Annotated in this window: 4 protein-coding genes; all 4 read left to right on the top strand. The window is 50.4% G+C overall.

The genetic code is table 11. The annotated features are described in order from the left end of the window. A partial coding sequence (locus Y79_RS01000000120285; RefSeq protein WP_032864923.1) for a type I polyketide synthase occupies positions 1-3,704 on the top strand: 3,704 nt, incomplete at its 5' end. A gap of 18 nt (positions 3,705-3,722) precedes the next feature. Further along, positions 3,723-10,007, top strand: coding sequence for a beta-ketoacyl synthase N-terminal-like domain-containing protein (locus Y79_RS0119715; protein ID WP_016939208.1), 6,285 nt, complete (start codon positions 3,723-3,725; stop codon positions 10,005-10,007). Positions 10,008-10,046: 39 nt separating this feature from the next. Then, positions 10,047-15,773 carry a type I polyketide synthase gene (locus Y79_RS0119720; protein ID WP_016939209.1) on the top strand — a complete coding sequence of 1,909 codons (5,727 nt, stop codon included), beginning with the start codon at positions 10,047-10,049 and terminating at the stop codon, positions 15,771-15,773. A gap of 51 nt (positions 15,774-15,824) precedes the next feature. Then, a partial coding sequence (locus Y79_RS0119725) for an SDR family NAD(P)-dependent oxidoreductase (protein ID WP_016939210.1) occupies positions 15,825-24,729 on the top strand: 8,905 nt, incomplete at its 3' end.

A 24,729-nucleotide genomic window follows, 5' to 3' on the forward strand; every position in this document is an offset into this window, starting at 1 on the left:
AAAACGGCGCGGTATGTGTCCGATTGACGGGACTCACCGCCCGTTTTCTGGAAGAGGAAACGGAGGAAAAACCGCTCTTGCTTCAGCCAAAGTGGCAGGAATCACCGCCGGGTGAAGGCGGACAAGAAGAGTCTTTCAGATACGTGACGCTGTATTGTGGAATGAATGCGGAGGACATAAGCGGCGCCGTATGTGCGGCTGACGGCGAAGGTCCGCTTGAGGACCGTTATGACGCCTGCGCGGCGGAGCTGTCAGCGATCGTCACGCGTCTTATCAAAGAAAAACAGAAGAAAAAAACGCTGATCCAGCTTCTTGTCCCCGACAGGGGGGAAGACAATGTATTGGCGGGGCTGGCCGCTTTCCTGAAAACGGCTCACCTTGAACATCCGAAGCTGTACGGCCAAGTCATCCAAGCCGATCCGGACGAGCCAGCATCATCGCTTCTTGCCAAACTGAAAGAAAACCGGGCGCATCCTGAACAAGCGGAAATCCGTTATGAAGACGGCAAACGTCTCGTCAGAAACTGGCGTCATCTGCCGGTCTCTCAAAGCGGCGCCGTTCCGTGGAAAGACGAAGGGGTTTACCTCCTCACCGGGGGAGCGGGCGGCATCGGACTGATTTTCGCTGAAGAAATAGTCTCCCGCGTCAAAAACGCCGTCCTCGTATTAACAGGAAGGGCGGAATTGCTTGATGAAGACCGCTCCGCCCGCTTACGGCGCTTGGAAGCGTCGGGTGCCCGCGTATTGTATCAACCGGTTGACGTGACAGACAGGGCGGCGGTCATCGCCCTCGTCCGCGGCATACAGGAGGAGCACGGAACACTCGACGGGATCATTCACGGCGCCGGCGTGATCGCTGACAACTACATTCTGAACCAGACAGAAAACGAACGGAAGACCGTCATGGCGCCGAAAGTGAAAGGGCTTATCAATCTTGATGAAGCAGCGAAAGATGTGCGGCTGGACTTTTTCACTCTGTTTTCTTCCTTGGCGGGAGGCATGGGAAATCCGGGGCAGGCCGGTTATGCGGCAGCCAACGCATTTATGGATGTTTATGCAGCCCGCCGAAACCGTCTCGTGCGGGACAACAAGCGGAGCGGGCAGACCCTGTCTGTCAACTGGCCGCTTTGGGAAGAAGGCGGTATGCGCGTGGACAAAGAGACAGAACGGCTGATGTATGAACAGACCGGAATGAAAGCCATGCGATCGGCCTCAGGCATCCAAGCGCTTTATGCCGCTTTTGCCTCCGGAGAACACCAGGTCATGGTGGCAGAGGGCGACGAAAAACGGATTCGAAAAAACCTGATGCCTGAAGCGCCGGAACCGTCCCGCAGCATTCATGTGTCAAGGAAGACGCACGTCCATCTGCCGAATAAAGTACAAGCAGAACTCAAACATATGATATCAGGCATTCTGAAGGTGAAAGAGGAAGAAATAGATGCTGAATCAGAGATGAGAGATTATGGATTTGATTCGGTTTCATTCACGCAGTTTGCAAATGAACTAAATAAAATGTATGGGCTTGAACTGACACCGGCCGTGTTTTTTGAATACCCGACAGTCTTTAGTTTTGCCCAATACTTGCTGACGGAACATCCGGATACATTCGGCTCACAGGCAGAAACAGCAACAGAAACGGAGAAACCGATTGTGCGTAAAAAAATGAAGACGGAGCCATTCTCGATTTCGTCCCGCCTTCCTAAAACAAAAACCGCAGCTGCACCTGAAGAGCCCGTGGCGATAATCGGAATCAGCTGTGCATTTCCAATGGCTGAAAATCCGGAAATGTTTTGGGAGAATTTAGCCGGAGAAAAGGACTGCATTTCTGAAATACCGCCGGAGCGCTGGGACTGGAGACAGTATTACGGAGATCCGCAGAAAGATAAAAATGCCAGCAATGTAAAGTGGGGCGGCTTCATTGATGAAACTGCTCAATTTGATCCTTTATTTTTCGGTATTTCTCCGCATGAAGCCGAAATGATGGATCCTCAGCAAAGACTTTTAATGATGCATGTATGGAAAGCGATTGAAGATGCCGGCTGCTCTGCCAAAAGCCTGTCAGGTACAAATACAGGCATTTTTGCAGGCACGACAAACAGCGGTTACGCTCAGGAAGCTTCAAAGTTCCATATAGAGATTGAGGGTTCTTCCGCCGCCGGAACGGTTCCGTCAATCGGTCCGAACCGCATGAGCTATTTTCTGAATATACATGGGCCGAGCGAACCGATTGAAACCGCCTGTTCAAGCTCATTGGTCGCTGTTCACCGTGCGGTCAGGGCAATTCAGGCCGGAGACTGCAGCATCGCGATTGCAGGAGGCGTCAATGCTATTGTGTCGCCGGATATGCATATCAGCTTTAATAAAGCGGGAATGCTCAGTGAAGACGGGCGCTGCAAAACATTTTCCGATCAAGCGGACGGGTATGTCAGAGCTGAAGGTGCCGGCATGATTGTTTTGAAAACATTATCCGATGCGGAACGTGACGGCGACCGTATTTATGCCGTTATTCGCGGAACGGCGGAAAATCATGGCGGACGGGCGGCTTCCCTTACATCGCCAAATCCGAAAGCACAGACAGAAGTCATGATAAAAGCTTATCAGCAAGCGAACATCGACCCCCGTACAGTGAGTTATATTGAAGCCCACGGCACGGGAACTGCGCTCGGAGATCCGATAGAAATCAACGGGCTCAAAGCGGCTTTTGCAGCGCTTTATCAGAAAGCCGGAGTAACGGCACCCGATCAGCCTCATTGCGGCCTCGGTTCCGTCAAAACGAATATCGGCCACACAGAGCTTGCCGCCGGCATGGCCGGTCTTTTAAAAATTATTTTGCAGATGCAGCACAAAACGCTCGTTAAAAGTCTGCATTGTGAAACCGTTAATCCGTATATCAGCCTCGACGGCAGCCCGTTTTATTTCGTCCGCGATACTCAGCCGTGGAAAGCGGCGACTGATGATAGCGGAAATGAACTGCCGAGGAGAGCGGGTGTCAGCTCGTTCGGATTTGGCGGTGTCAACGCTCATGTCGTGCTCGAAGAATATGTTTCTCCTGTTGAAGAGAAACAATGGACGGCCGGTGAACTTCAGCCGTCCTTATTCATTCTCTCGGCAAAGAGGGCGGAACAGCTGAAGGAACGTGCGGAACAGCTTCGCAGATATTTGGAAAAGTCACATTCAGCTGACGGAGCTCTTGCGGGTATCGCTTATACGCTTCAGCTTGGCCGGGATGAAATGGAAGAGCGCCTTGCCGTCATTGCTGAATCAAAAGAAGAGCTTACGAACGCGCTGAATGATTTCCTCAGCGGCAAGGAGACGGGGCAGAATTTCTTTACAGGCCGGAACAAAGCGATGAAACAGCTGTTTACAGAGATGACGGACAACGCAGAAATGAGCGGGACCGTAGATCAATGGATTGAAACAGGAAAGTATGCAATGCTTGCAAAATTATGGGTGCAAGGTTTACATGTCGACTGGAATAAATTATATCCGGACGAAAGGCCAAAAAAAGTCAGCCTGCCCGTCTATCCTTTTGCGAAAACACATTGCTGGATACCGCACAGTGCGCAGCATATAAGGCATCGGGAGACTTACGAGACTGATACGTCCCCGCTTGAGACTTATGAGCGCCTGCTTGATGAATTGGAGAAAAACGAAATAAGCATAGAAGCCGCTGTAAAAAGAACGATCGGTTTTTACAGGGATTAGCGTAATGGAGGAAACCATATGAAAGAGTTTCTGCACCGGGTTTTTTCTGACGTCAAAAATAAAAAAATGACAAAACAGGATGCGATCGGCATTTTGCGAGATTATGATATGCGGATGGGACTTCGCCAAGCGGCTTCCCTTCATCCGCTTGCTCAGCAGCATATTTCCGATGAAACGGGACAGGGATTCTCGGCAGCTTTCAGCGGCCGGGAATTTTTTCTCGCTGATGTTTCTTTACAGCATAAAAAGCTTATGCCCGGAGAACTTCTTTTGGAAATGGCGAGAGCTGCGGCTGTTTTGACAGTAAAGGAGACTGCGGCTGTCCGGCTGACGAATATTGTGTGGTCAAAGCCCATTCTGACTGAGGCTGAGCCGTTCCATATCGAAATCAGGCTGATACCCGCAGAGGGTGAAGCCAAAAGATTTGAAATTTATAATCCATTTTCTTCCGATTCCAGTCATCATGATGTGTACAGCCAAGGGACGATTCAGCCAGTTGATGCTGTGCCTGGCATGCTGGATATCAGCCGCTTGAAGGAAAACAGCGGTTCCCTGATGGATAAGCAGCAAATTGAAGCCATCACTCAGAACGATACCGTTCAATACAATGAGCACATGAAAGGAATTGAGCGTATTTATGCCTCAGCAGGACGGGTGCTGGCAGACATATCAATTCCATTGACAAACCAAAAAGAATCCTCCCGATTCGGCCTCCCTCCCTGTGTGATGCAAAGTGTGACAGAGGCATGCGCGCTGCTTGGCGGCAAAGAATATAAAACGCTCGCCCCGGTTTCATTGGACGAGCTTTTGTTTTATGAATCTTGTCCTGACAAGGTATGGGCCGAGATACAAGAGAAGGCGGGGAGCTTTTATATTGATTTATGTGACGAGGAAGGAAAAATATGGGCTTCCCTGTCGGGGTTGAAGCTGCAGCCTGTCATCAAGACGGGCGCTCCCGGAAAAACCAATGCCGAACACCGCAGTGAACGTTTGTATGAACAAACGCTTCTTCAGCTCAAAACGCTTTTTGGCCTGACTGCAAAAATTGCTGTTTCCAACATAGATACTGAAGAGCCGCTGGAAACCTACGGAATCGACTCAGTCACTGTGACGAAATTGAACCGCGAATTGTCTCTGCTTTTCGGTGACCTTTCCAAAACGGTTTTTTACGAATATAAGACACTGGGCTCCCTGGCAGCTCACTTTGTCACGGATTATCCAAAAGAATGCCGAAAATGGACAAATGATGATGAGCACCGTTCAGGCATATCAGAACAGGTTTTGGCAAATGAAGATTTTCCGGTGCTTCCGTCATTTATCAAGCGAAAGAAACGGCCTTCTTTTTCCAATGAGAACCAGACAAAAGAAGGGATTGCGATTATCGGAGTCAGCGGATGTTATCCGCAAGCTGAAACACTTGAAGAGTACTGGGATAACTTAGCAGCCGGAAAAGACTGTGTGACGGAAATTCCCGAAGAGCGCTGGGAAAAGGACAAGTACTACAACCCTGATCCCGAAGCGGCCGTGAAAGCAGGGAAAAGTTACAGTAAGCGGGGCGGGTTTCTGAAAGATGCCGCTTTCTTTGATCCGCTGTTTTTTCAAATTTCACCCCGTGATGCTTTGAATATGGACCCGCAGGAGCGTCTCTTTATTGAAATGTGCTGGCAGGTGCTGGAGGATGCCGGTTATACGAAGGAACAGCTTGAGAATCTGTATAACGGCCGGGTCGGCGTTTTTGCTGGCATTACGAAAAACGGGTACGGAATGTACTGGAAAAAAGGCGGCACCCTGCAGCCGAAAACGTCGTTCAGTTCAGCGGCCAACAGAGTTTCCTATTTTCTTAATCTGAAAGGGCCGAGCATGCCGGTCGACACGATGTGCTCGTCTTCGCTGACTGCAATTCATGAAGCGTGTGAAAACATCCTTCGCGGCGAATGTGACATGGCGATTGCCGGCGGTGTGAATGTGTATACGCATCCTTCGGCTTATGCGGAGCTCAGCGCCTATCGAATGCTTTCAAAAGACGGAACGTGCAAAAGTTTCGGTGAAGGCGGGGACGGATTTGTTCCCGGTGAAGGCGTCGGGGCCGTGCTGTTAAAGCCGCTGTCAAAAGCGATGGCTGATAAGGACCATATTTACGGGGTGATTCGCGGCACTCATATCAATCACGGCGGCAGAACAAACGGGTATACAGTGCCGAGTCCGAGCGCCCAGGCTGACGTGATTTCCGGCGCGCTTGAAAAATCAGGAATACATCCGCGGATGATCAGCTGTATCGAAGCCCATGGCACTGGCACTGAACTCGGAGATCCGATCGAAATTGACGGTTTGACCCGCGCATTTCAAACGAAAACGTCAGATAAAGGCTTTTGCGCCATCAGCTCAGTTAAATCCAATATCGGGCATTTGGAAGCCGCGGCAGGCATTGCCGGTGTAACGAAACTGCTGCTCCAGTTTCAAAAACGCAAGCTGGCCCCCTCTTTACATTGCCGGAAATTGAATCCGAATATTGCATTCGACCGGACGCCGTTTGTGGTGCAGCGTGAATTGGCAGACTGGAAACGGCCGGTCATTGAGGAAAACGGAGCGCAGAAAGAGATTTCGAGAATCGCGGGAATCTCTTCTTTTGGCGCGGGCGGGGCAAATGCCCACATATTGATAGAAGAATATATTGAACCTGATAGGGAGATTTCTGAGCCATTCACAGATGAAGACCCCGCAGTCATTTTATTATCCGCCAAACAGGAGGCCAGCCTGAAGCAGCGGGCGCAGCAGCTTCTTCAAGCGATCAGAAAAAATGACGTCACAGACCGCAGCCTCCGGGATGCGGCTTACACCCTTCAAACCGGAAGAGAAGCGATGGAAGAACGTGCGGCGTTTATCGTGACGTCGACAGAGCAGTTAGCGGAAAAACTGCAGCGTTTTATTGACGGCGGGACAGACGGCTGCTTCAGGGGAAAAAGCAAACAGCATAAAGACATTCTAGCCGTTTTTAAGGATGAAGATATGCAGGATGCCGTCCGTAAATGGATGAAAAGAAAAAAATTCGCGAAGCTTCTGGAACTTTGGGTAAAAGGGCTGAAGATTGATTGGGCAGAGCTTTATAACGGCAGCCTGCCGCACCGCATCAGCCTTCCCGGTTATCCATTTATAAAGGATCGCTATTGGCCGGACGATGCAGCGCCGGACAATGTTCGTGATGCTGAAACATTTCGTGAAATCCGCTTTTTACAGAAAAGCTGGGCAGAAAGCAGCCGTGTTCCGGCTAAGAAAGTGCGGGGCGTCATCGGAATAGCTGCTGATCACCAGACAGGAAATTTGGCCGTTGAGCTGTCCCGTTATTTCCCCGAGTCTGAAATCATTGACGCCGCATCACCGGTAATATCCGGGGACGCGGCTCGGTTTGGCGGCCTGATTGATGTGACCGGATGCGGGACGGAAATCAAGCATGATGACGGCTGGATTCATCGTCTGCAGTCTCTCATTGACAACAGAAACCGCAGCCGAAAGCTTCAGCTGCTTTGTGTGACAAAGGGGCTTGAACCTTTTGCAAATGAAACGATAAATCTCTCAGGTGCAAAAAAGGCTGGATTGTACCGGATGCTCCAAAGTGAGTATAAGGATATCCGCTCGCGGCATATGGATGCAGAACGGACTGCCGAAGATCCCGAGCTGGCAAACCAGATCGCAGAGGAGTTTTTTCGCGATTCTGAAGACATCGAAGTGTGTTACCGAAACGGTGTGCGTTATCACGCGCGGTTAAAGGAAACAAACAGCTTAGCTGAAAAAGAATTTTCATTTCCGAAAGACCATGTGCTCTGGATCACCGGAGGGACCCGGGGACTCGGATATTTATTCGCCCGGCATTTTGCCGAACGTTACGGAGTCACGAAACTCGTGCTTACCGGAAAAGAAACAATGCCTCCGAAAGCGGAGTGGGATGACCATATCAAACGGAATTCCCCGTTTTCCGATAAAGTGAGAAGAATCAGAGAGCTCGAACAAAAAGGGGTCCGAACGGAAGTGCTGTCTGTATCTTCCGGCCCTGAATATGAGCAGGCCGTCAGCCGGGTGAAAGAGAAGATGGGGCCGATAGGAGGCGTGATACACGCAGCGGGAGCCGTAGATCTCGATCATCCCGCCTTTATCCGCAAAACAAGAGAACAGATGATGCCCGTGCTTGAACCTAAAACAGACGGACTGGACCTTTTGTATCAAGCGCTGCACAAGGAGCCTCTCCGGTTTTTTGCGCTGTTTTCTTCAGTGTCCGGCGTGATGCCGGAATTAGGAGCGGGACAAAGCGATTATGCCATGGCTAACGCCTATATGGATTATTTTGCGGCCGCAAAAGGTTTTCCGGTGCTGAGCATCCAATGGCCAAGCTGGAAAGAAACGGGTATGGGCGAATCAAAAAGCCGGGTCTATCAGAAAAGCGGTTTAAAGAGCATCACTGACAGAGAAGGACTGAGCCTGTTTGATGCCATTATGGCAGGCGATTGCGGATCTGTTATTATGCCGGCCGTCATTCACCCGGAAAAATGGGAGCCTGACCGCCTGCTGCTTTCATCCGGCCTTACCGAAACAAAGCAGCAGGAACAGGCCGATACAGAAAGCGTTGAGGAATGGCTGACGGGTATTTGCTGCCGGGAATTAAGACTGGAGCCGTCAAGATTTGAATCGGATACACCTTTTCAAGATTACGGAGCCGATTCCATCATGCTTGTCCAAGTGTCCAGAGCGATCGGAAAGAGGATCAAAGCTGACCTTGACCCGGCGGTGCTGTATGAATACCCTACGGTTGCTGCGCTGGCGGGATGGCTTGAAACAGCATATCCGGAAATCAAAGCTGCCGTTTCAAAACCGGTTCAGCCTGTAATCCCGTACGTTCCCAAACAAACAGCAGCCGCTGTCATTCAGCCTTCCGGAGCTCGAGCGGCGCAAGACATCGCTGTTGTCGGGATGTCCTGCCGTTTTCCGGGAGCTGAAACAATTGAAGCTTATTGGAAGCTGCTGTCTGAAGGAACGTCGGCCATTCAAAGGGTGCCGAGAGAACGCTGGAAAACGGAGAAGGCGGATTATGCGGGCCTTTTAAAAAATGTAACGCATTTTGACCCGGAGTTTTTCCTTATTCCCGAAGAAGACATCAAGGCAATGGATATCCAGTCCTTTCTTATATTAGAAGAGGCGCTTCATCTGTTCAGAGACAGCGGTTACTCTTTACAAGAAATGAAAGGCAGGTCAGCCGGTGTCTATTTAGGAGGACGCGGCGGCAGTATGCCTGACGAAAACCGTCTGAAGCATGCAAAAAATCCGATAGTCGCCGCCGGCCCGAATTACTTAGCGGCCAATCTTTCTCAATTCTTTGATTTGAAGGGGCCGAGTCTCGTTTTGGATACGGCCTGTTCTTCAGCGCTTGTCGGTATGAATATGGCGATACAGGCGCTTTCTTGCGGCGAAATCGACTCAGCGGTGGTCGGGGGAGTCAGTCTGCTGGAATCCGGTCAAACCCACCGGATGTTCGAACTTCGCAATCTGTTAAGCGAAGAGCCTGCGTTTCATATTTTTGACCGCCGCACCGGCGGCATCGTATTGGGAGAAGGCGTCGGAATGGTGTATTTAAAAACAGCGGCCCAGGCTGTAAAAGACGGGGACCGGATTCATGCGGTCATTAAAGGCATTTCCGTAAACAATGACGGCAGAACCGCGGGGCCTGCCACACCGAATATACAGGCGCAAAAAGAAGTGATGGCCAAAACGCTTGCCAAAAGCGGCAGAAAAGCGGAGGATATCAGCTACATTGAAGCAAACGGTTCAGGCTCTGAAGTAACAGACCTTTTGGAACTGAGGGCGATTGAAGCGGTGTACCGTATGCAAAACAGCGCGCCTTGCGAATTGGGGTCGATGAAGCCGAATATCGGACACCCGTTATGCGCTGAAGGGATTGCCGGATTCATTAAAACAGTGCTTATGCTCTCGCGCCGAATGCGTGTGCCTTTCCTTTCGGGCAAAGAGCCGATGACGCATTACGATTTGTCCGCCTCGCCGTTTTATTTTTCGCACGCTCTGCGTGAATGGACGGATTCACCGCGGATTGCCGCCGTCAGCAGCTTCGCTGACGGAGGGACGAATGCCCATGTCATAGTGGAAGCTTGGGAGCAAAAGGCGTATACCCCGGTTAGAAAGCCTTTGCCGAGACAGGAATTAAAACGCCGGCCCATTCGTCCGGACAAAGCCGAAAACCTGCATGAAAACGCACATAAGTCCCGCCCGAATACGTTTTGGAAACAAATGAAGACTTACTGATTGCGCTGAAAATTGAACGTCGATATGGAGGAAGTTCATATGCGAGAGCAGCTTCTTATTAACAATCAGCATCCCGTTTTGAAACATCATAAAGCCTATGGAAAGGAACTGCTGCCGGGTCTGGCTTATATTGACCTGATCTATCAGACTTTCAGAGAAAACGGTTTTTTTCATGCCGGCCTTGAACTCAGGCACTTATCGATTTTTCACCCTTTAGCTCCTGAACAGGGAGAATCAATCCTGCTTTCCGTTGATTGTACAGTGAGCAGCGAAGGGCAGTGGAAGGTGGAGGTGAAAGGGCAAAAACAAGGTGACGAAGCAGCAGAGACAAAGGTATATGCCGCGGCGCACATGCATTCCGTCAAGCCCGCCGGCTTCCAAGAGAGCGTCCGGATGGATGCCGTAAAACAAACGGCGGCAGAAATACCGATTGAGGACATTTACGCGGAATGCAGGGATCAAGAACTGGTTCATTCAGGAATGATGAAAGGCTGCGGAAGCGTCTACCAAACTGAAAAAGAGATTTATATTGATCTGTCGGTGCAAAAGGATCAGCTGGAACATGCAGAAGAGGCGATGTTTCATCCCGCATTGATCGATGCGAGCAGCATCGGCTCCAATGTATATCTCGCTCCTTTGACGAGGGAGGAGGAGCAATTATTTCTGCCGCTGTTTTATGAATCGTTTTATTGTGCCGAATTGCTGCAGACGACATGTATCACCAAGATAAAAAAAGAATCCGTCACCCGTAAGAAAGATCTCGTTTACGTGACAATGGAGTTTTTCAATGAGGAAGGCAGAAAAGTCGGCGAACTGAAAAACTTCGCCAATAAACTGGTGAGGGACCCGGAACTGATCAATCAGAAACGGCAAAAGAAAGAATCTGACGGGCGGAATGCCGTCCCGGCTCCGCAAGCGGAACCGGCGGCTTCCGAGCCCCGCTCTTCGGAGACTTCCGCCGGCCTTACTGAACAGTGCATCGTTTATTTAAAAGAATTGCTTGCCGCCCGATTGAACAAACCTGTGAAAGAGATTGACCCGGATATCGGCTACTATGAAATGGGGCTGGATTCTCCGGGGCTGTTGGACATGGTAAAGGAAATTGAACGAAAAATCGGAACGCAGCTTCTGCCGACGCTGTTATTTGAATACACGACAATCACGGAATTGGCGGGGTATTTGTGCGAACATTACGGAGCCGGTTTCGGCCATGCTCAAAGCGGACATTCAAATGCTGAACCTTTGCACCGGGAAAAAAAGAGGACGACCCAAATCCGCGTGAAAAAATCGGCGTCAGCGGGAACGCAGAATGGAGATATTGCCATCGTCGGGATGGCGGGACGGTACCCCGGCGCCAAAAATCTTCGTGAATTCTGGGAAAATTTAAAAAATGGAAAAAACAGCGTAACGGAAGTGCCTCGTTCCCGCTGGGATACGAAGAAATATGAGCATTTGCGATCGCCGTCCGGCAAGCCGATTTCCAAATGGGGCGGTTTTATAGATGATCCGGATTGTTTTGATGCGAAATTTTTCCGGATTTCTCCGCGGGAGGCAGAAGCTAAAGATCCGCAAGAACGATTGTTTTTAGAAACATGCTGGGAAACGATTGAGGATGCGGGCTACACGCCGGAAACAATCGTTCAGCCGAAAGGGCCGAATAAGAGAATGAACGTCGGTGTGTTTGCCGGGGTGATGCATATGGATTATTCTCTCGTCGGCGCTGAAGCTGCGGCCAAAGGGCTGGTCTTTCCTTATCCCTTGAACTATGCGCCGATCGCAAACCGGGTTTCATATTTTTGCAATTTTCACGGGCCGAGCATGGCGGTTGACACGGTGTGTTCGTCATCTCTGACGGCCGTCCATATGGCGGCGGAAAGTCTGAGACGCGGTGAATGTGAAGCAGCTCTTGCCGGGGGCGTCAATTTATCATTGCACCCGACAAAATATATCACATACGGCTTGATGGATATGCATTCGAGTGATGGGCTGTGCCGCACGTTCGGCGAAGGCGGCACAGGCTATGTCTCAGCTGACGGCATCGGGGCCGTGCTGCTGAAGCCGCTTCACAAAGCCGAAGAAGATAAGGATCATATTTATGCGGTGATAAAAGGCAGCGCCGTCAATCACGTGGGAACCGTCAGTGGGATTACCGTGCCGAGCCCCGTGGCGCAGGGGGATATGATAGCTGAATGTTTTGAAAAAACGGGGATTGATCCCCGGACGATTTCTTATGTGGAAGCGCATGGAACCGGAACTTCTTTAGGAGATCCGATTGAAATACAAGGTCTTGTTAAAGCTTACCGCACGTTTACGGAGGATCGGCAATTTTGTGCGATCGGTTCCGTTAAATCGAATATCGGACATGCGGAATCAGCCGCCGGGATCAGCGGGCTTCATAAAACGATTTTGCAGCTGTTTCACAAAACGCTTGTTCCTTCTTTACACTCAGAGACGATTAATCCGTATCTTCGTTTAGAGGACTCGCCATTTTACGTGCAGCAAAAAACCGAGTCATGGAAAAAGCCGGCGTATACAGAGAAGGGCAGTGAACATTCCTGTCCGAGACGCGCAGGCATCAGTTCATTCGGGGCGACGGGTTCAAACGTTCATCTCATTTTAGAAGAGTACAGGCCTAAAAACCCCGGCATTACGGAGAATCAAGAGAGACCGTATATCGTGCCTCTATCAGCGAAAAATCCGGAGCGGCTGCAGGAATACGCTGCCCGCCTGCTGATATTTCTCAAAGATAAAGCGCTTGAAGGAAGCGGTCCGCTTCATGACAAAATAGATACAATGCAAAATCAGCTGGAAAATGCGTTGAGAGGTGTTCTGGCGGAAGTTCTGCATGTAGCGGCCGGCTCGGTAGATGGTGAACAGGATTGGAAGGAATTCGGCTTGGATGTCATGCAGCTGACACAGGTTTCTGAGCTGATGACGGATCAATACGGGCTGGAAATAGACATGACTGATCTCATACAGCATACTTCCGTCCGGACTTTAGCAGAATGTCTGACAAAAGTTGAGAAACATAAGAATATTCTTTCCGGTCTTTTCGGTCAGTCCGGCTTAGATAAGCAGCCTGATGAACCTTTTTCCCTGCGGTCACTGGCGTATACGCTGCAAACGGGACGGCTGGCAATGGAAGAACGGCTTGTTTTTTTAGTGAACGATCAAGCGGACCTGATCCGGAAATTAACCGAATTTACAGAACGAAAACGGCAGATTGACGGCTGCTTTCAAGGGCGGTCTGATAGCGGAACGGAAATCAGGGGTTTCCTGAATGATGAGCAGGATACGGAGGAGCTGATCCGAAAATGGATGGACAGCGGCACTTACAAAAAACTTGCGGAGTTGTGGTCAAAAGGATTTGAGATAGACTGGACGCGGCTGTATCAGGAGGAGAAACCGCGCAGGATGAGTCTGCCGACGTATCCGTTTGCAAAGGAACAATATTGGATACCGGAGCCCGATCATCCCGTTACTTCCATAAATACAGAAAGCAGGCTTCACCCGCTGCTTCACCGCAATACATCAGATTTGTTAGAACAAAAATTCAGCACGGTACTGAACGGAGATGAATTCTTCTTAGCCGATCATATCGTCCGAAACAAGCGTGTTCTCCCCGGGGCGGTTTATCTTGAAATGGCGAGAGCTGCGGCTGGACTGGCTGCCGCGCCGTTAGCCGCTGAATACACGGCTAAAACCGGCATTTCGCTGCGGTATATCAGCTGGATACGCCAGGCCGTTCATAAAAAAGAGCCGCTGCGAATGACGACAGGGCTGTCCTTGGAGAATAACGGCAATATTTCATTTCAGGTGTACAGCAATGAAAACGATTCAGACATTTATTGTGAAGGCAGTGCTGTGATTGAGCCGCTGTCTGAGGCGCCGGTCTTGCATATTGAACAGCTGAAAGCGCGATGCCGCAAAAAAGTGCTGTCAAAAGAAGACTGTTATGCGGCGTTTACAAAGGCGGAAATTGTATACGGACCTTCACATCAAGGAATTGATCACATTTATTGCGGGGAAAAAGAAGCCTTGGCTAAATTGGTGCTCCCTGCTTCCGTTTCTGATGAGGCCGAACAGTTTGTGCTCCATCCTAGTCTGATTGATTCCGCTTTTCAGGCGGCCATCGGCGTTATGAATGAAGATCAAGCGGGTTATCCGGAGCAGCCGTTAATGCCTTTTGAATTGCATGAACTGACCGTTTTTCATCCGTGCAATCCAAACATGTGGGCGGCCGTGTTTGTGACGCATGAAACACCGGCTGTGCGAAGAATGGACATTGATATATGTGATGAACGCGGCAATGTGTGTGTAAGGATAAAAGGATTTTCTGCCCGAATGGCCGAAAGTGCGCCGCCCGTAACCGATAATAAGCAATACGATCTGCCGGGTAATCTTACCGGAGCCGTCAAACTGATGCAGGTATGGGACGCAGAACCGATAGACAACCAAACCGGCTTCCCCATTTCTGAGGCAAAAGCTGTCATTATAGGCGGTACAGACGCGCAGGCTGACGCGGTTTTACGATTGTTTCCTAAAGCTGTGCGATTTGACAGCAGCCAAAGTGCTTCCGTTGAAGCGATATCTGATCTGCTCCGCCGTCTCGGTGAGATTCAGCATATGATCTGGTTTGCCCCTCAGCCGGCTGATTCTTACATCCATGATCAAAAAAGCGGGGTGCTGCAAATTTTCAGAGCGGCCAAAGCTCTTATCGGTCTCGGGTATGGAAAAGAGCAGCTCGGGATGACGGTGATTACGCACCAAGCACAGCCTATCACCCAATATGATGAGGTGCGTCCCGCTCATTCCAGTGTGCACGGTTTCGTCGGGTCTCTCGCTAAAGAACATCCGAGCTGGCACATCCGTCTGGTCGATCTTGAAGACGGGGGGGATTTCCCCGCAGAAGACATATTCAGCCTGCCCCGTGACCGTACGGGTAAAGCATGGGTGCGCAGACATCATGAATGGTACCGGCCTCAATTGCTTCCGGTCCAAAGCGAGCCGTCTGAAAGTGTTCCTTACCGCTATGGAGGCGTATATGTCATCATCGGCGGTGCGGGAGGCATCGGCGAGGTTTGGACAGATTATATGGTGACGATGTATAAAGCCCGAGTCGTCTGGATCGGGAGGCGGCCGCTGGACAGCCGGATACGCCAAAAAATAGACCGGTACCGGCCATCAGGCCCGGCTCCCGAATATATAGCCGCAGATGCTTCTGATCTTCCATCGCTTCAGCGCGCCTATGAACAGATTAAAAACACATACGGCACCATCAGCGGCGTCGTTCATTCAGCGATGGTATTTGCGAATGAAAGCGTAAAAGATATGGAAGAATCACAGTTTCACGCCGGCCTTAGAGCGAAAGTGGATATTTCCGTCAACATTGCCGAAGTATTTGCGAAAGAGTCTTTGGACTTTATTCTCTTTTTCTCTTCGGTTATTTCATATATTAAGAATCCGAATCAAAGTCATTATGCGGCGGGGTGTGCATTTAAAGACGCATTTGCCCATGAGCTTGCCGGACGGCTGTCATGCCGGGTCAAAGTGATGAACTGGGGTTATTGGGAGCGGGCTGACAATCACATTTCTGAAGAGTTTGACAGACTGAGCCAAATCGGTCTCGGGCTGATCAGCCGGGCGGAAGGGATGCAGGCGCTGGAAACTTTGCTGACGCAGCCGATCTCCCGTATGGGGCTGATGAAGCTGACCAAGCCGATTCCGATCGAGGGAATGAACCCTCATGAATTTGTGACTATCTGATTGCCTGTCAAAATGACGGAGCAAATTTAATTTTCTTAGGAGGATAAGGTTTTGGGTAAGGGAGACAAACAAAAAGACCGTACACAGTTATCCTTAAGAACAGAAATAAGCAATCAAATGAAAGAATTGAATCGGCTTTTGCTGCAAGTGCTGCGGGTGACGCTGCGTTCAATGGGGCTGACCGGCGAAGCGCCTGCGGCTTCCTGTCTGCCTTTATATGAGCGCTGGCTGGAAGAAAGCATCCGTCTTTTAGACAGCGATCTTAAAAGCGGTGAAACGGCCGCGGTTTGGGAAGAGTGGCATAAGAAGAAAAACGAATGGCTGAAAGATCCGGATATGAAAGCGCAGGCTCTGCTGACGGATACCGTCATTCAAGCTTTGCCTGACATTTTAACAGGCAAAATAAAAGCCACTGACTTGATGTTTCCCGATTCTTCAATGGAGCTTGTTGAAGGAATCTATAAGCATAACATTCTCGCTGATTATTACAACGATGTGCTGGCAAATGAAGCGTGTATGTATGTGGAAAATGTAATTAAAAACAATCCTGATGCAAACATCCGTCTGCTGGAGATCGGAGCGGGCACCGGCGGAACGAGCAGCACACTGTTTAAAAAGCTCCGCCCCTATCAAAACTATATTCAGGAATACTGTTATACCGACTTGTCAAAAGCTTTTTTAATGCATGCCGAAAAGGAATACGGCGCGGACAATCCGTATTTGACGTATCAGCTGTTTAATGTGGAGAAGCCTGCGGCGGGCCAGGGATTACATCTGAGAACCTACGATATCGCTATTGCCGCAAACGTGCTGCATGCCACCAAAAATATCCGGAAAACCTTACGGACGGCAAAAGCCGTATTGAAAAAGGACGGTTTGCTGCTCGTTAATGAACTGGGCGGGCATACGCCGTTTACACATGTTACATTCGGCTTATTAGAGGGCTGGTGGCTGTACGAAGACGAGGCGTTGCGGATTCCGGGGTGCCCCGGTCTTTATCCGGAAACATGGAAATCCGTTTTAATGGCTGAAGGCTTTCATTCCATTCAATTTCCGGCTGAAAACGAACGCCTGCACACCCAGCAGATTATCACGGCGAAAAGCAACGGAGTCATCAGGCAGAGCAGGGAAGCTTACACCGCGCAAAAGCGCCAATCAAACGTACCGCAACCATCCTCTGATCGTCAGCTCCCCATCAAACAAGCGGGAGAGGGGCTTGCGGAAAAGACAGCTGCTTTTCTGATAGGGGCTGCGGCAAAAGTATTAAAAATGCCGGCAAAAGAGATAAATCCGCTGGCTCCTCTGGATGAATACGGCATTGACTCTATTCTGATCGTTCAGCTGACGAATGAGCTGCGGGATCTCGTCCCTGATATCAGCAGCACGCTGTTTTTTGAATACCGGACGATAGAAGAGCTTGCCGCATACTTGACTGAAACAAAGGAGCGCGAACTGCATGCGCAATTTTCTGAAGAAGTCCGTCATACTGAAGCGGTATCATCCGGCTCTTTGCTTGAAAAAAGCACAGAGTACCTGAAACAGATCGTCAGCTCCATCTTAAAGATGCCGATTGAGGACGTTCAAGCCCATACGCCCCTTGAAGAATACGGAATCGATTCCATCTTAATCGTACAGCTGACCAACCGCGTGCGGGAAGACGTCCCTGATATCAGCAGCACATTGTTCTTCGAGTATCCGACAATCGGCGGATTAGCGGAATATCTCGTCAGCTCAAGACAGGAAGATATGGCTGGGATTTTCAAGACAAATAAAGAAGCCGAAAAGACGCCGCACACTTTACAGAAAAAGCAAAGCCGCAAAAAAAGCGCCGGATTGACGAAGCGCCAAGCGGCATCTTTTTCTGAAAAAGCGCCGCCCGCTTCCGAACCGCCGTCAAAACACCTTGAAGTGGCAATTGTCGGTCTTGCCGGGAGGTATCCCGGAGCTGAAAATGTTAATGAGTTCTGGGAACGGTTAAAGACCGGTGAACACGGAATCACCGAAATTCCGAAAGACCGCTGGGATTGGAGGGACTACTATGATGATACAAAAGGGAAGGAAGGCCGGATGTATACAAAGTGGGGCGGCTTTTTAACAGATATTGATAAATTTGACCCGCTGTTTTTTAAAATCTCCCCGAAAGAAGCGGAGCGCATGGATCCGCAGGAGAGACTGTTTCTGGAAACCGCTTATGCGGCCCTTGAGGATGCCGGATATACCCCTGATTCACTATGCGCCGGTAAAAAGGTTGGTGTCTTTGCGGGTGTCATGAACGGCAACTATCCGACAGGGGCCCACTACCACTTTATCCCGAACCGCGTATCCTATGTGTTTGATTTTCACGGTCCGAGCATCGCGGTCGATACCGCATGCTCCTCATCCTTAACCGCCATTCATCTCGCCGCAGAAAGCATCAGAACAGGTGCATCTGAATGCGCGATTGCCGGCGGCGTAAACCTGATTACAGATCCGGTTCATTATATCGGGCTTTCTTCTATGAGAATGCTGTCACCGTCAAACGCGTGCAAAGCGTTCGGTGATAAGGCTGACGGGTTTGTTGACGGAGAGGGCGTCGGCTGTATCGTGTTAAAGCCGTTGAATAAGGCTGTTGCAGATCATGATCATATATACGGTGTCATTAAAGGAAGCGCTCTGAACGCCGGCGGCAAAACGAACGGGTTCACCGTTCCGAATCCGAATGCACAAGGGGAAGTGATCGCAGAGGCGATGGAGCGGGCAGGGATTGACCCGAGAGCAATCAGCTATCTGGAAGCCCACGGCACCGGCACTTCCTTGGGAGATCCGATTGAAATCGCAGGGTTAACCAAGGCTTTCCGCCGCTATACGGATGCAGCGCAATTTTGTTCCATCGGTTCTGTTAAATCCAATATCGGACATCTGGAAAGTGCGGCGGGCATTGCTGCGGTCACTAAAATTCTTCTTCAGATGAAACACGGATATTTGGTGCCGTCGCTGCATTCAAAGCAGCTGAACCCGGAAATTGATTTTGAAACTTCTCCTTTTATCGTGCAGCAGGAAACGGCGGAATGGAGACGGCCGGTCATAGAATCTGAAGGAGTAACACGGGAATATCCGAGAATCGCGGGTACATCTTCTTTCGGCGCGGGCGGAGCGAATGCCCACCTGCTGATAGAAGAGTATGAACCGGCAGAAATAACTTCGGCAGACTCCGGCCGTCCGGCGCTTTTTGTTTTATCGGCAAAAGATAAAGACCGCTTGCGCGAACGGGCTCTGTTGCTGTCGGATGCCGCCGGAAACGGAACAATTACAGATGCAAATCTGCTTGACGCGGCATTTACCCTTCAAGTCGGCAGAGTCCCGATGGAAGAACGGCTGGCGATGACAGCGGACTCTGTTTCTGAATTGGAACAGAAGCTGACTGCTTTTCTGAATAATGCTGGTTCCGTAAGCGGGGTGTTTACAGGCCGGAGTGATAGTTCTGTCACAGAGACGGAAGGCACAGTCAGTGATTGGATGGAAAAACGTCAATTTGACAGTCTTTTGAGTGCCTGGGTTCACGGGGCGCCCGTTGATTGGGCATCTTTATATAAAGGCTCGCTGCCGCATCGTATCAGTCTGCCGTCTTATCCATTTGCGAAAGAAAGCTACTGGATGAAGCGGGAAGAACCAAAAACCGGAACAACTGAATATGTGCATCCTTTCCTGCATGAAAATACGTCAACCTTGGCGGAGCAAAGCTATCATACATCTTTTACAGGCCGGGAACATGTTTTCCAGGATGTGAGAGGGGAGCGGGTTCTGTCGGCAGCCGTTTATTTAGAAATGGCGCTAGCGGCTTATCATCATGCGGCAGACAGCTCTGAAGAAAAAGAGATATGGATCCGAACGGCGGCATGGACTGACCCGATTACCGGCGGACATCGCGGTGCGGGCGTCAATCTCTCCCTTCTGTCTGAAGACGGGGAAGGCATCCATTATGAAATATACAGTGACGCAGAGAAGCTGCATCATTATGGAATCGTCGGACAAGGGAACATACAGCCATCCCGCGTGCTTGATATTGTCTCCTTACAAAAAGACTGCCGCCCGCTGTCATTCGATTATGAAACACCAGGCATATCAGGTGTAACCGTCAGTAAGGAGTTCCGCACCGTTGAAAAGCTTTATGCGGGAGAAAATGCGGTTTGGGCGAAGCTTGCTCTTATAGATGAAAGCGGCGGCCGTAATCCGGGATATCATATACCGCCGGAATTTTTGGACGCAGCTTTTCATGTCCTGGCAAAAACGGAGCCGTCAGTCCATATCGTGCCTGAAGCAGTTGAAGAACTGCGCGTCATGCGTCCGTGTTCATCCGGCATGTGGATGTATATTAATAAAAAGAATCAAACCGGCTGTGACATTCAATTTTGTGATGAAACCGGCATTGTCTGCGCAGAAATCAAAGGGGTGAGAATGAGACAGCCGTCTCAGCAGGATCACGGGCAAGAGGAACAATCCGAGATGATGATATTTGAAGAAATGTGGATTCAGCAGCCTCTGGTGAAATCCATTCATGAAGAGCTGAAAACGGTCATCTGTTTTCTTACGGGAGAAGCTGCCAGAAAGCATGCTTATCAGTTTTTACAATCTCTTTATCCGGGAACCGGCGTGTTTTTTATTTCACAGGGTGAGGAAACTCAAAAGCTTTCAAACACGCATTATCAAATTAAAATCACTGACGGACAAGCATATCAAGAAACGTTTCGGCATATTGAAACGGCTTGTGGCAAAGCGGATGCCGTTTTATATGGATGGCCGCTTGAAGATGAAAAGGCCGTGAAAGACTATTCCATTCTCTATCATGTGATCCGCGCAGCTGCTTCTTTGCGTTCTAAACCGAGGCGAATCCTTCTTTCCGCTCAGTGCGGGACCGATACCGATATCAGTTACGCCGAGTCATGGATCGGGCTGGAACGGTCGCTGAAACTGATTCTGCCGGAGACGGATACGGCCGCGGTTTATTTTGGACAAAAAGGACCGTTTGAAAAGCTGATCCATAACGTATGTGAAGAGCTTCACAGCGAGTCATTCCGCAGTGTCATGTACAGCGGGGAAATCCGTCACGTCATGGAAATGAAGCAGACGGATATTGCCCCTGTTGAGCAGCGTGTGATAAAAAGCGGAAAAACGTACTTGATTACCGGCGGATGCGGGGGGTTAGGCTTGTTATTCGCCGGATATTTTGCTGAAAAAGGACCGGTTACGCTCATTTTGACGGGGAGATCAGCGGCAGGCGGCCCGGTGATGAACAAGATCAAGAGATTGGAAGAATCAGGCGCCAAGGTGTTTTACGTGCAGGCGGATGCCGCAGATCAGGCTCAGATGGAGAAAGGTTTGCAAGAAGCGAAAGAGAAAGGATGCGGACCGATTCACGGTGTCATTCACGCTGCAGGTCTTCAAGGCACTGAAAGCATTCTGGAGAAAGATCTGCAAACCTTTCAGCAAGTCTTAGCGCCAAAAGCGGACGGCACCGCGGTGTTAGATCTGGTTCTGTCACGGGAGCCGCTTGACTTCTTCTGTTGTTTCTCTTCTTCTTCAGCGATTTTAGGAGACTTCGGTTCTTGTGACTACGCAATGGGGAACCGCTTCCAAATGGCTTTTGTCCATCATCGGGATAAACTTGTGAGCCTCGGACTCAGAAGCGGCAAGTCACTTGCCATCAATTGGCCGCTTTGGAAAGAAGGGGGGATGCATGTCGGCACGGCGGAAAGCACCGATATGTATTTAAAATCAAGCGGACAGCGTTATTTATACACAGAGGAAGGACTCGAAGCTTTTGAAACATTGTTAGTCCAGCCGTCCAGCCAGTATCTCGTCCTGGCCGGTTTTCCGTCGAGGGCCAAACGCTTCCTGCAGATAGATCAAGGCGAACGGCCGATTTCGGGTTCTGTACACAGGAACGTCCCGTTTTCAGGAAGGCGGAGTGAAATGAAAGGCTTTACACTGGAAGAATGCGTAAGCTGGGATGTGAAGGAACTGGCGGCGGGGCTTTTGAAAATAGACAAGAACAGACTGACGGACGCTGACAATCTGGCTGATTTCGGCTTTGATTCTATCAGTTTGGCGGAATTCGCCTCTTCTTTGTCCGCTCATTACGGAATTGAAGTGACACCGTCCCTGTTTTTCGGACATTCCACACTCGAGAAGGTCGTCCGCTATTTTCTGACGGAACACAAGTCCGTCATGGAGCATGTCTATGAAGAAAAGAAACCTGAATCCACAGATCAATCTGTCTTTGAAAAGGCAGGAACGGAAAAGCGGAAGAAGCAGAGGGGAAGAAATAAGCTGAACGCCGGAACCGAGGGCAGTCAGGCAGCTGATTCCATTGCCATTATCGGCATGAGCGGCCGATTTCCTCAGGCACGCACGGCGGACGAGCTGTGGGACATTCTGTTTCAGGAAAAGGACGTTGTCGCACCGGTCGCAAAAAAAGGCTTCACAAGTTCAAAATGGAAACTCGGCGCTGTACCGGGGGCGGACGAATTCGACCCTTTATTTTTTGAAATATCGCCGAGGGAAGCTGAAACGATGGATCCGAAACAGCGGCTGCTTCTTCAGGAAGCGTGGAGGGCCCTTGAGGACGCCGGCTACGGCGCCAGTCACATCAGGCGGCAGACGATCGGTATGTTTGCGGGGGCGGAAGAAGGAGATTATCACCTTTTAACACGGGACAAAGGCAATGTCACGTCTCATCATAACGGTATTTTGGCAGCGCGGCTGGCTTATCACTTGAATTTATCAGGTCCTGTGATGGCGATAAATACTGCATGTTCTTCGGGGCTCGTTTCTGTCCATCAGGCGGTATTAAGCCTGCAGAATAAAGAGTGCACAACAGCTGTTGCGGCCGGGGTGAATATCATGAATACCCCGGACTTTTTTGAAACGATAGATAAAGCCGGAATGCTGTCGGAAAACGGGAAATGCTTCGCGTTTGATAAAAGGGCTGACGGCATGGTTCCGGGGGAAGCGGCCGCGGCGGTTGTTCTTAAGCCGCTGAGAGAGGCGGAAGCGGATGGTGATCCGATTTACGGGGTGATTCGGGCGAGCGGCATCAATTATGATGGGAAAACAAACGGAATTACCGCTCCGAGCGGCGTCGCGCAGACCCGGCTGCTTACTTCCGTTTATGACCGGGGCCGTATCAACCCTGAAGATATCGAATATATCGTCACACACGGCACAGGTACAAAACTCGGTGATCCGGTGGAAATTAACGCGCTTTATGACGCATTTTCTGCCTATACAAACAAAGAAGCATTTTGCGCGCTCACGTCAATTAAAACCAATATCGGCCACACGTTTGCCGCGTCAGGCATTGTCAGTTTGATCAGTCTTTTACAGGCGTTCTCCCGTGAAATGATTCCCGCCAGTCTGCATTGCAGCGGGGAAAACCGCTATATCAACTGGGAGAAGAGTCCTTTTTATGTGAATAAAACGGGAAAACCGTGGCCTTCTCTGCCGGATAAAAACCGAATGGGGGCAGTCAGCGCATTCGGGATGAGCGGAACAAACGCCCATGTCGTTATGGAAAGCTATAAGCGCAGCGTTTCACCTCATCGGCATGCCCCTGCATATTTACTGACTTTGTCTGCAAAAACAAAGGATGCCCTTCAGGAAAAAATCGAAGATATGATCACTTGGGCGGAAAATGGCGGACTGAAAGAAAATGATCTAGCCCAGCTCAGCTATACGTTGCTAAAAGGACGGCATCACTTTAACCATCGCGCCGCCATCGTGGTTCAAGATGCTGATGACACAGTGTATATATGGAAGCAGGCAAAGCTTAATGAACATCACCCTTATGCGTTTTCGGGAAAAGTACCGCAGCACTTTGCAGGCCGTCAGCATATTCAGGAGCACATAATAGAAGTGCTTGGCAAGTGCAGCGCCTCATATTCTGACCATAGAAAATATCAGGAGCTGTTATGCGTGCTGGCAGATTTTTATTGTCAAGGTTATGAAATCGAAGGGGACTTGCTTTATGGCGGACCTTTGCCGCGAATCGGCAATCTGCCGGGCTACCCGTTTGCCAGGCAGACGTATTGGGCGTCCGATTGTCTTCAGAGAGAGCTTGAAAGCCGGAACTCAGCTGAACGTGAAAAGCTTCACCCGCTGCTCCATGCGAATACATCGACCTTTACCGCCCAGCGCTTTACCTCTGTTTTTTCAGGGCGTGAACCGTTTTTTGCCGATCATATCGTCAATGGAAAACCGGTGCTTCCGGGCGCGGCTGCTTTAGAAATGGCCCGGGCCGCCGTTACGCTTGCCGCTGAAGACTTGCCGGGCGGGAAAGCGGGTGTCCGGCTCAAACAGATCGTTTGGCTCCGTCCGGTGACGGCGTTTTCTGAAGGAGTGACGCTTCATGTAAAGCTTCAGCCGGAAGAAAACGGAGACATCGCTTTTGAAGCGTATGCCGAAGGAGAAGAGCCGCTTGTCTTTTTCCAGGGAAAGGCCGTGCTCGAAGAGACGGAGCGTGCTCCGGTACTCAATGTGGAAGCGGTTCAGGCGCGCTGCGGCGGCCGGCGTATGTCAAAGGCTGAGTGCTATGAAGCATTCGACAGCCTCGGCATTTCCTACGGACCGTCTCATCAGGCGCTTGACGCCGTCTATGCCGGGAGCGGAGAAGTGCTCGCAAAGCTCACTCTTCCGCCGTCCGCCTGCGAAGAAAAGGAGTCGTTCATCCTGCATCCAAGCATGCTGGACGCCGCCCTTCAGGCTTCTATCGGTCTCGTGCTCTCAGACGGTTCCGCGTCCGGACGGCCGTTTCTGCCGTTTGCCCTGCAGGATATACAGGTGTTTTCTGCGTGTCGTGAGACGATGTGGGCGGTGCTTTCCTCAGCGGACGGCGCCTATCATATTGAGCTGTGTGATGAAAACGGCGCGGTATGTGTCCGATTGACGGGACTCACCGCCCGTTTTCTGGAAGAGGAAACGG

Origin of the sequence: Bacillus siamensis KCTC 13613, from assembly GCF_000262045.1 — a bacterium.
Classification (GTDB): Bacteria; Bacillota; Bacilli; order Bacillales; family Bacillaceae; genus Bacillus; species Bacillus siamensis.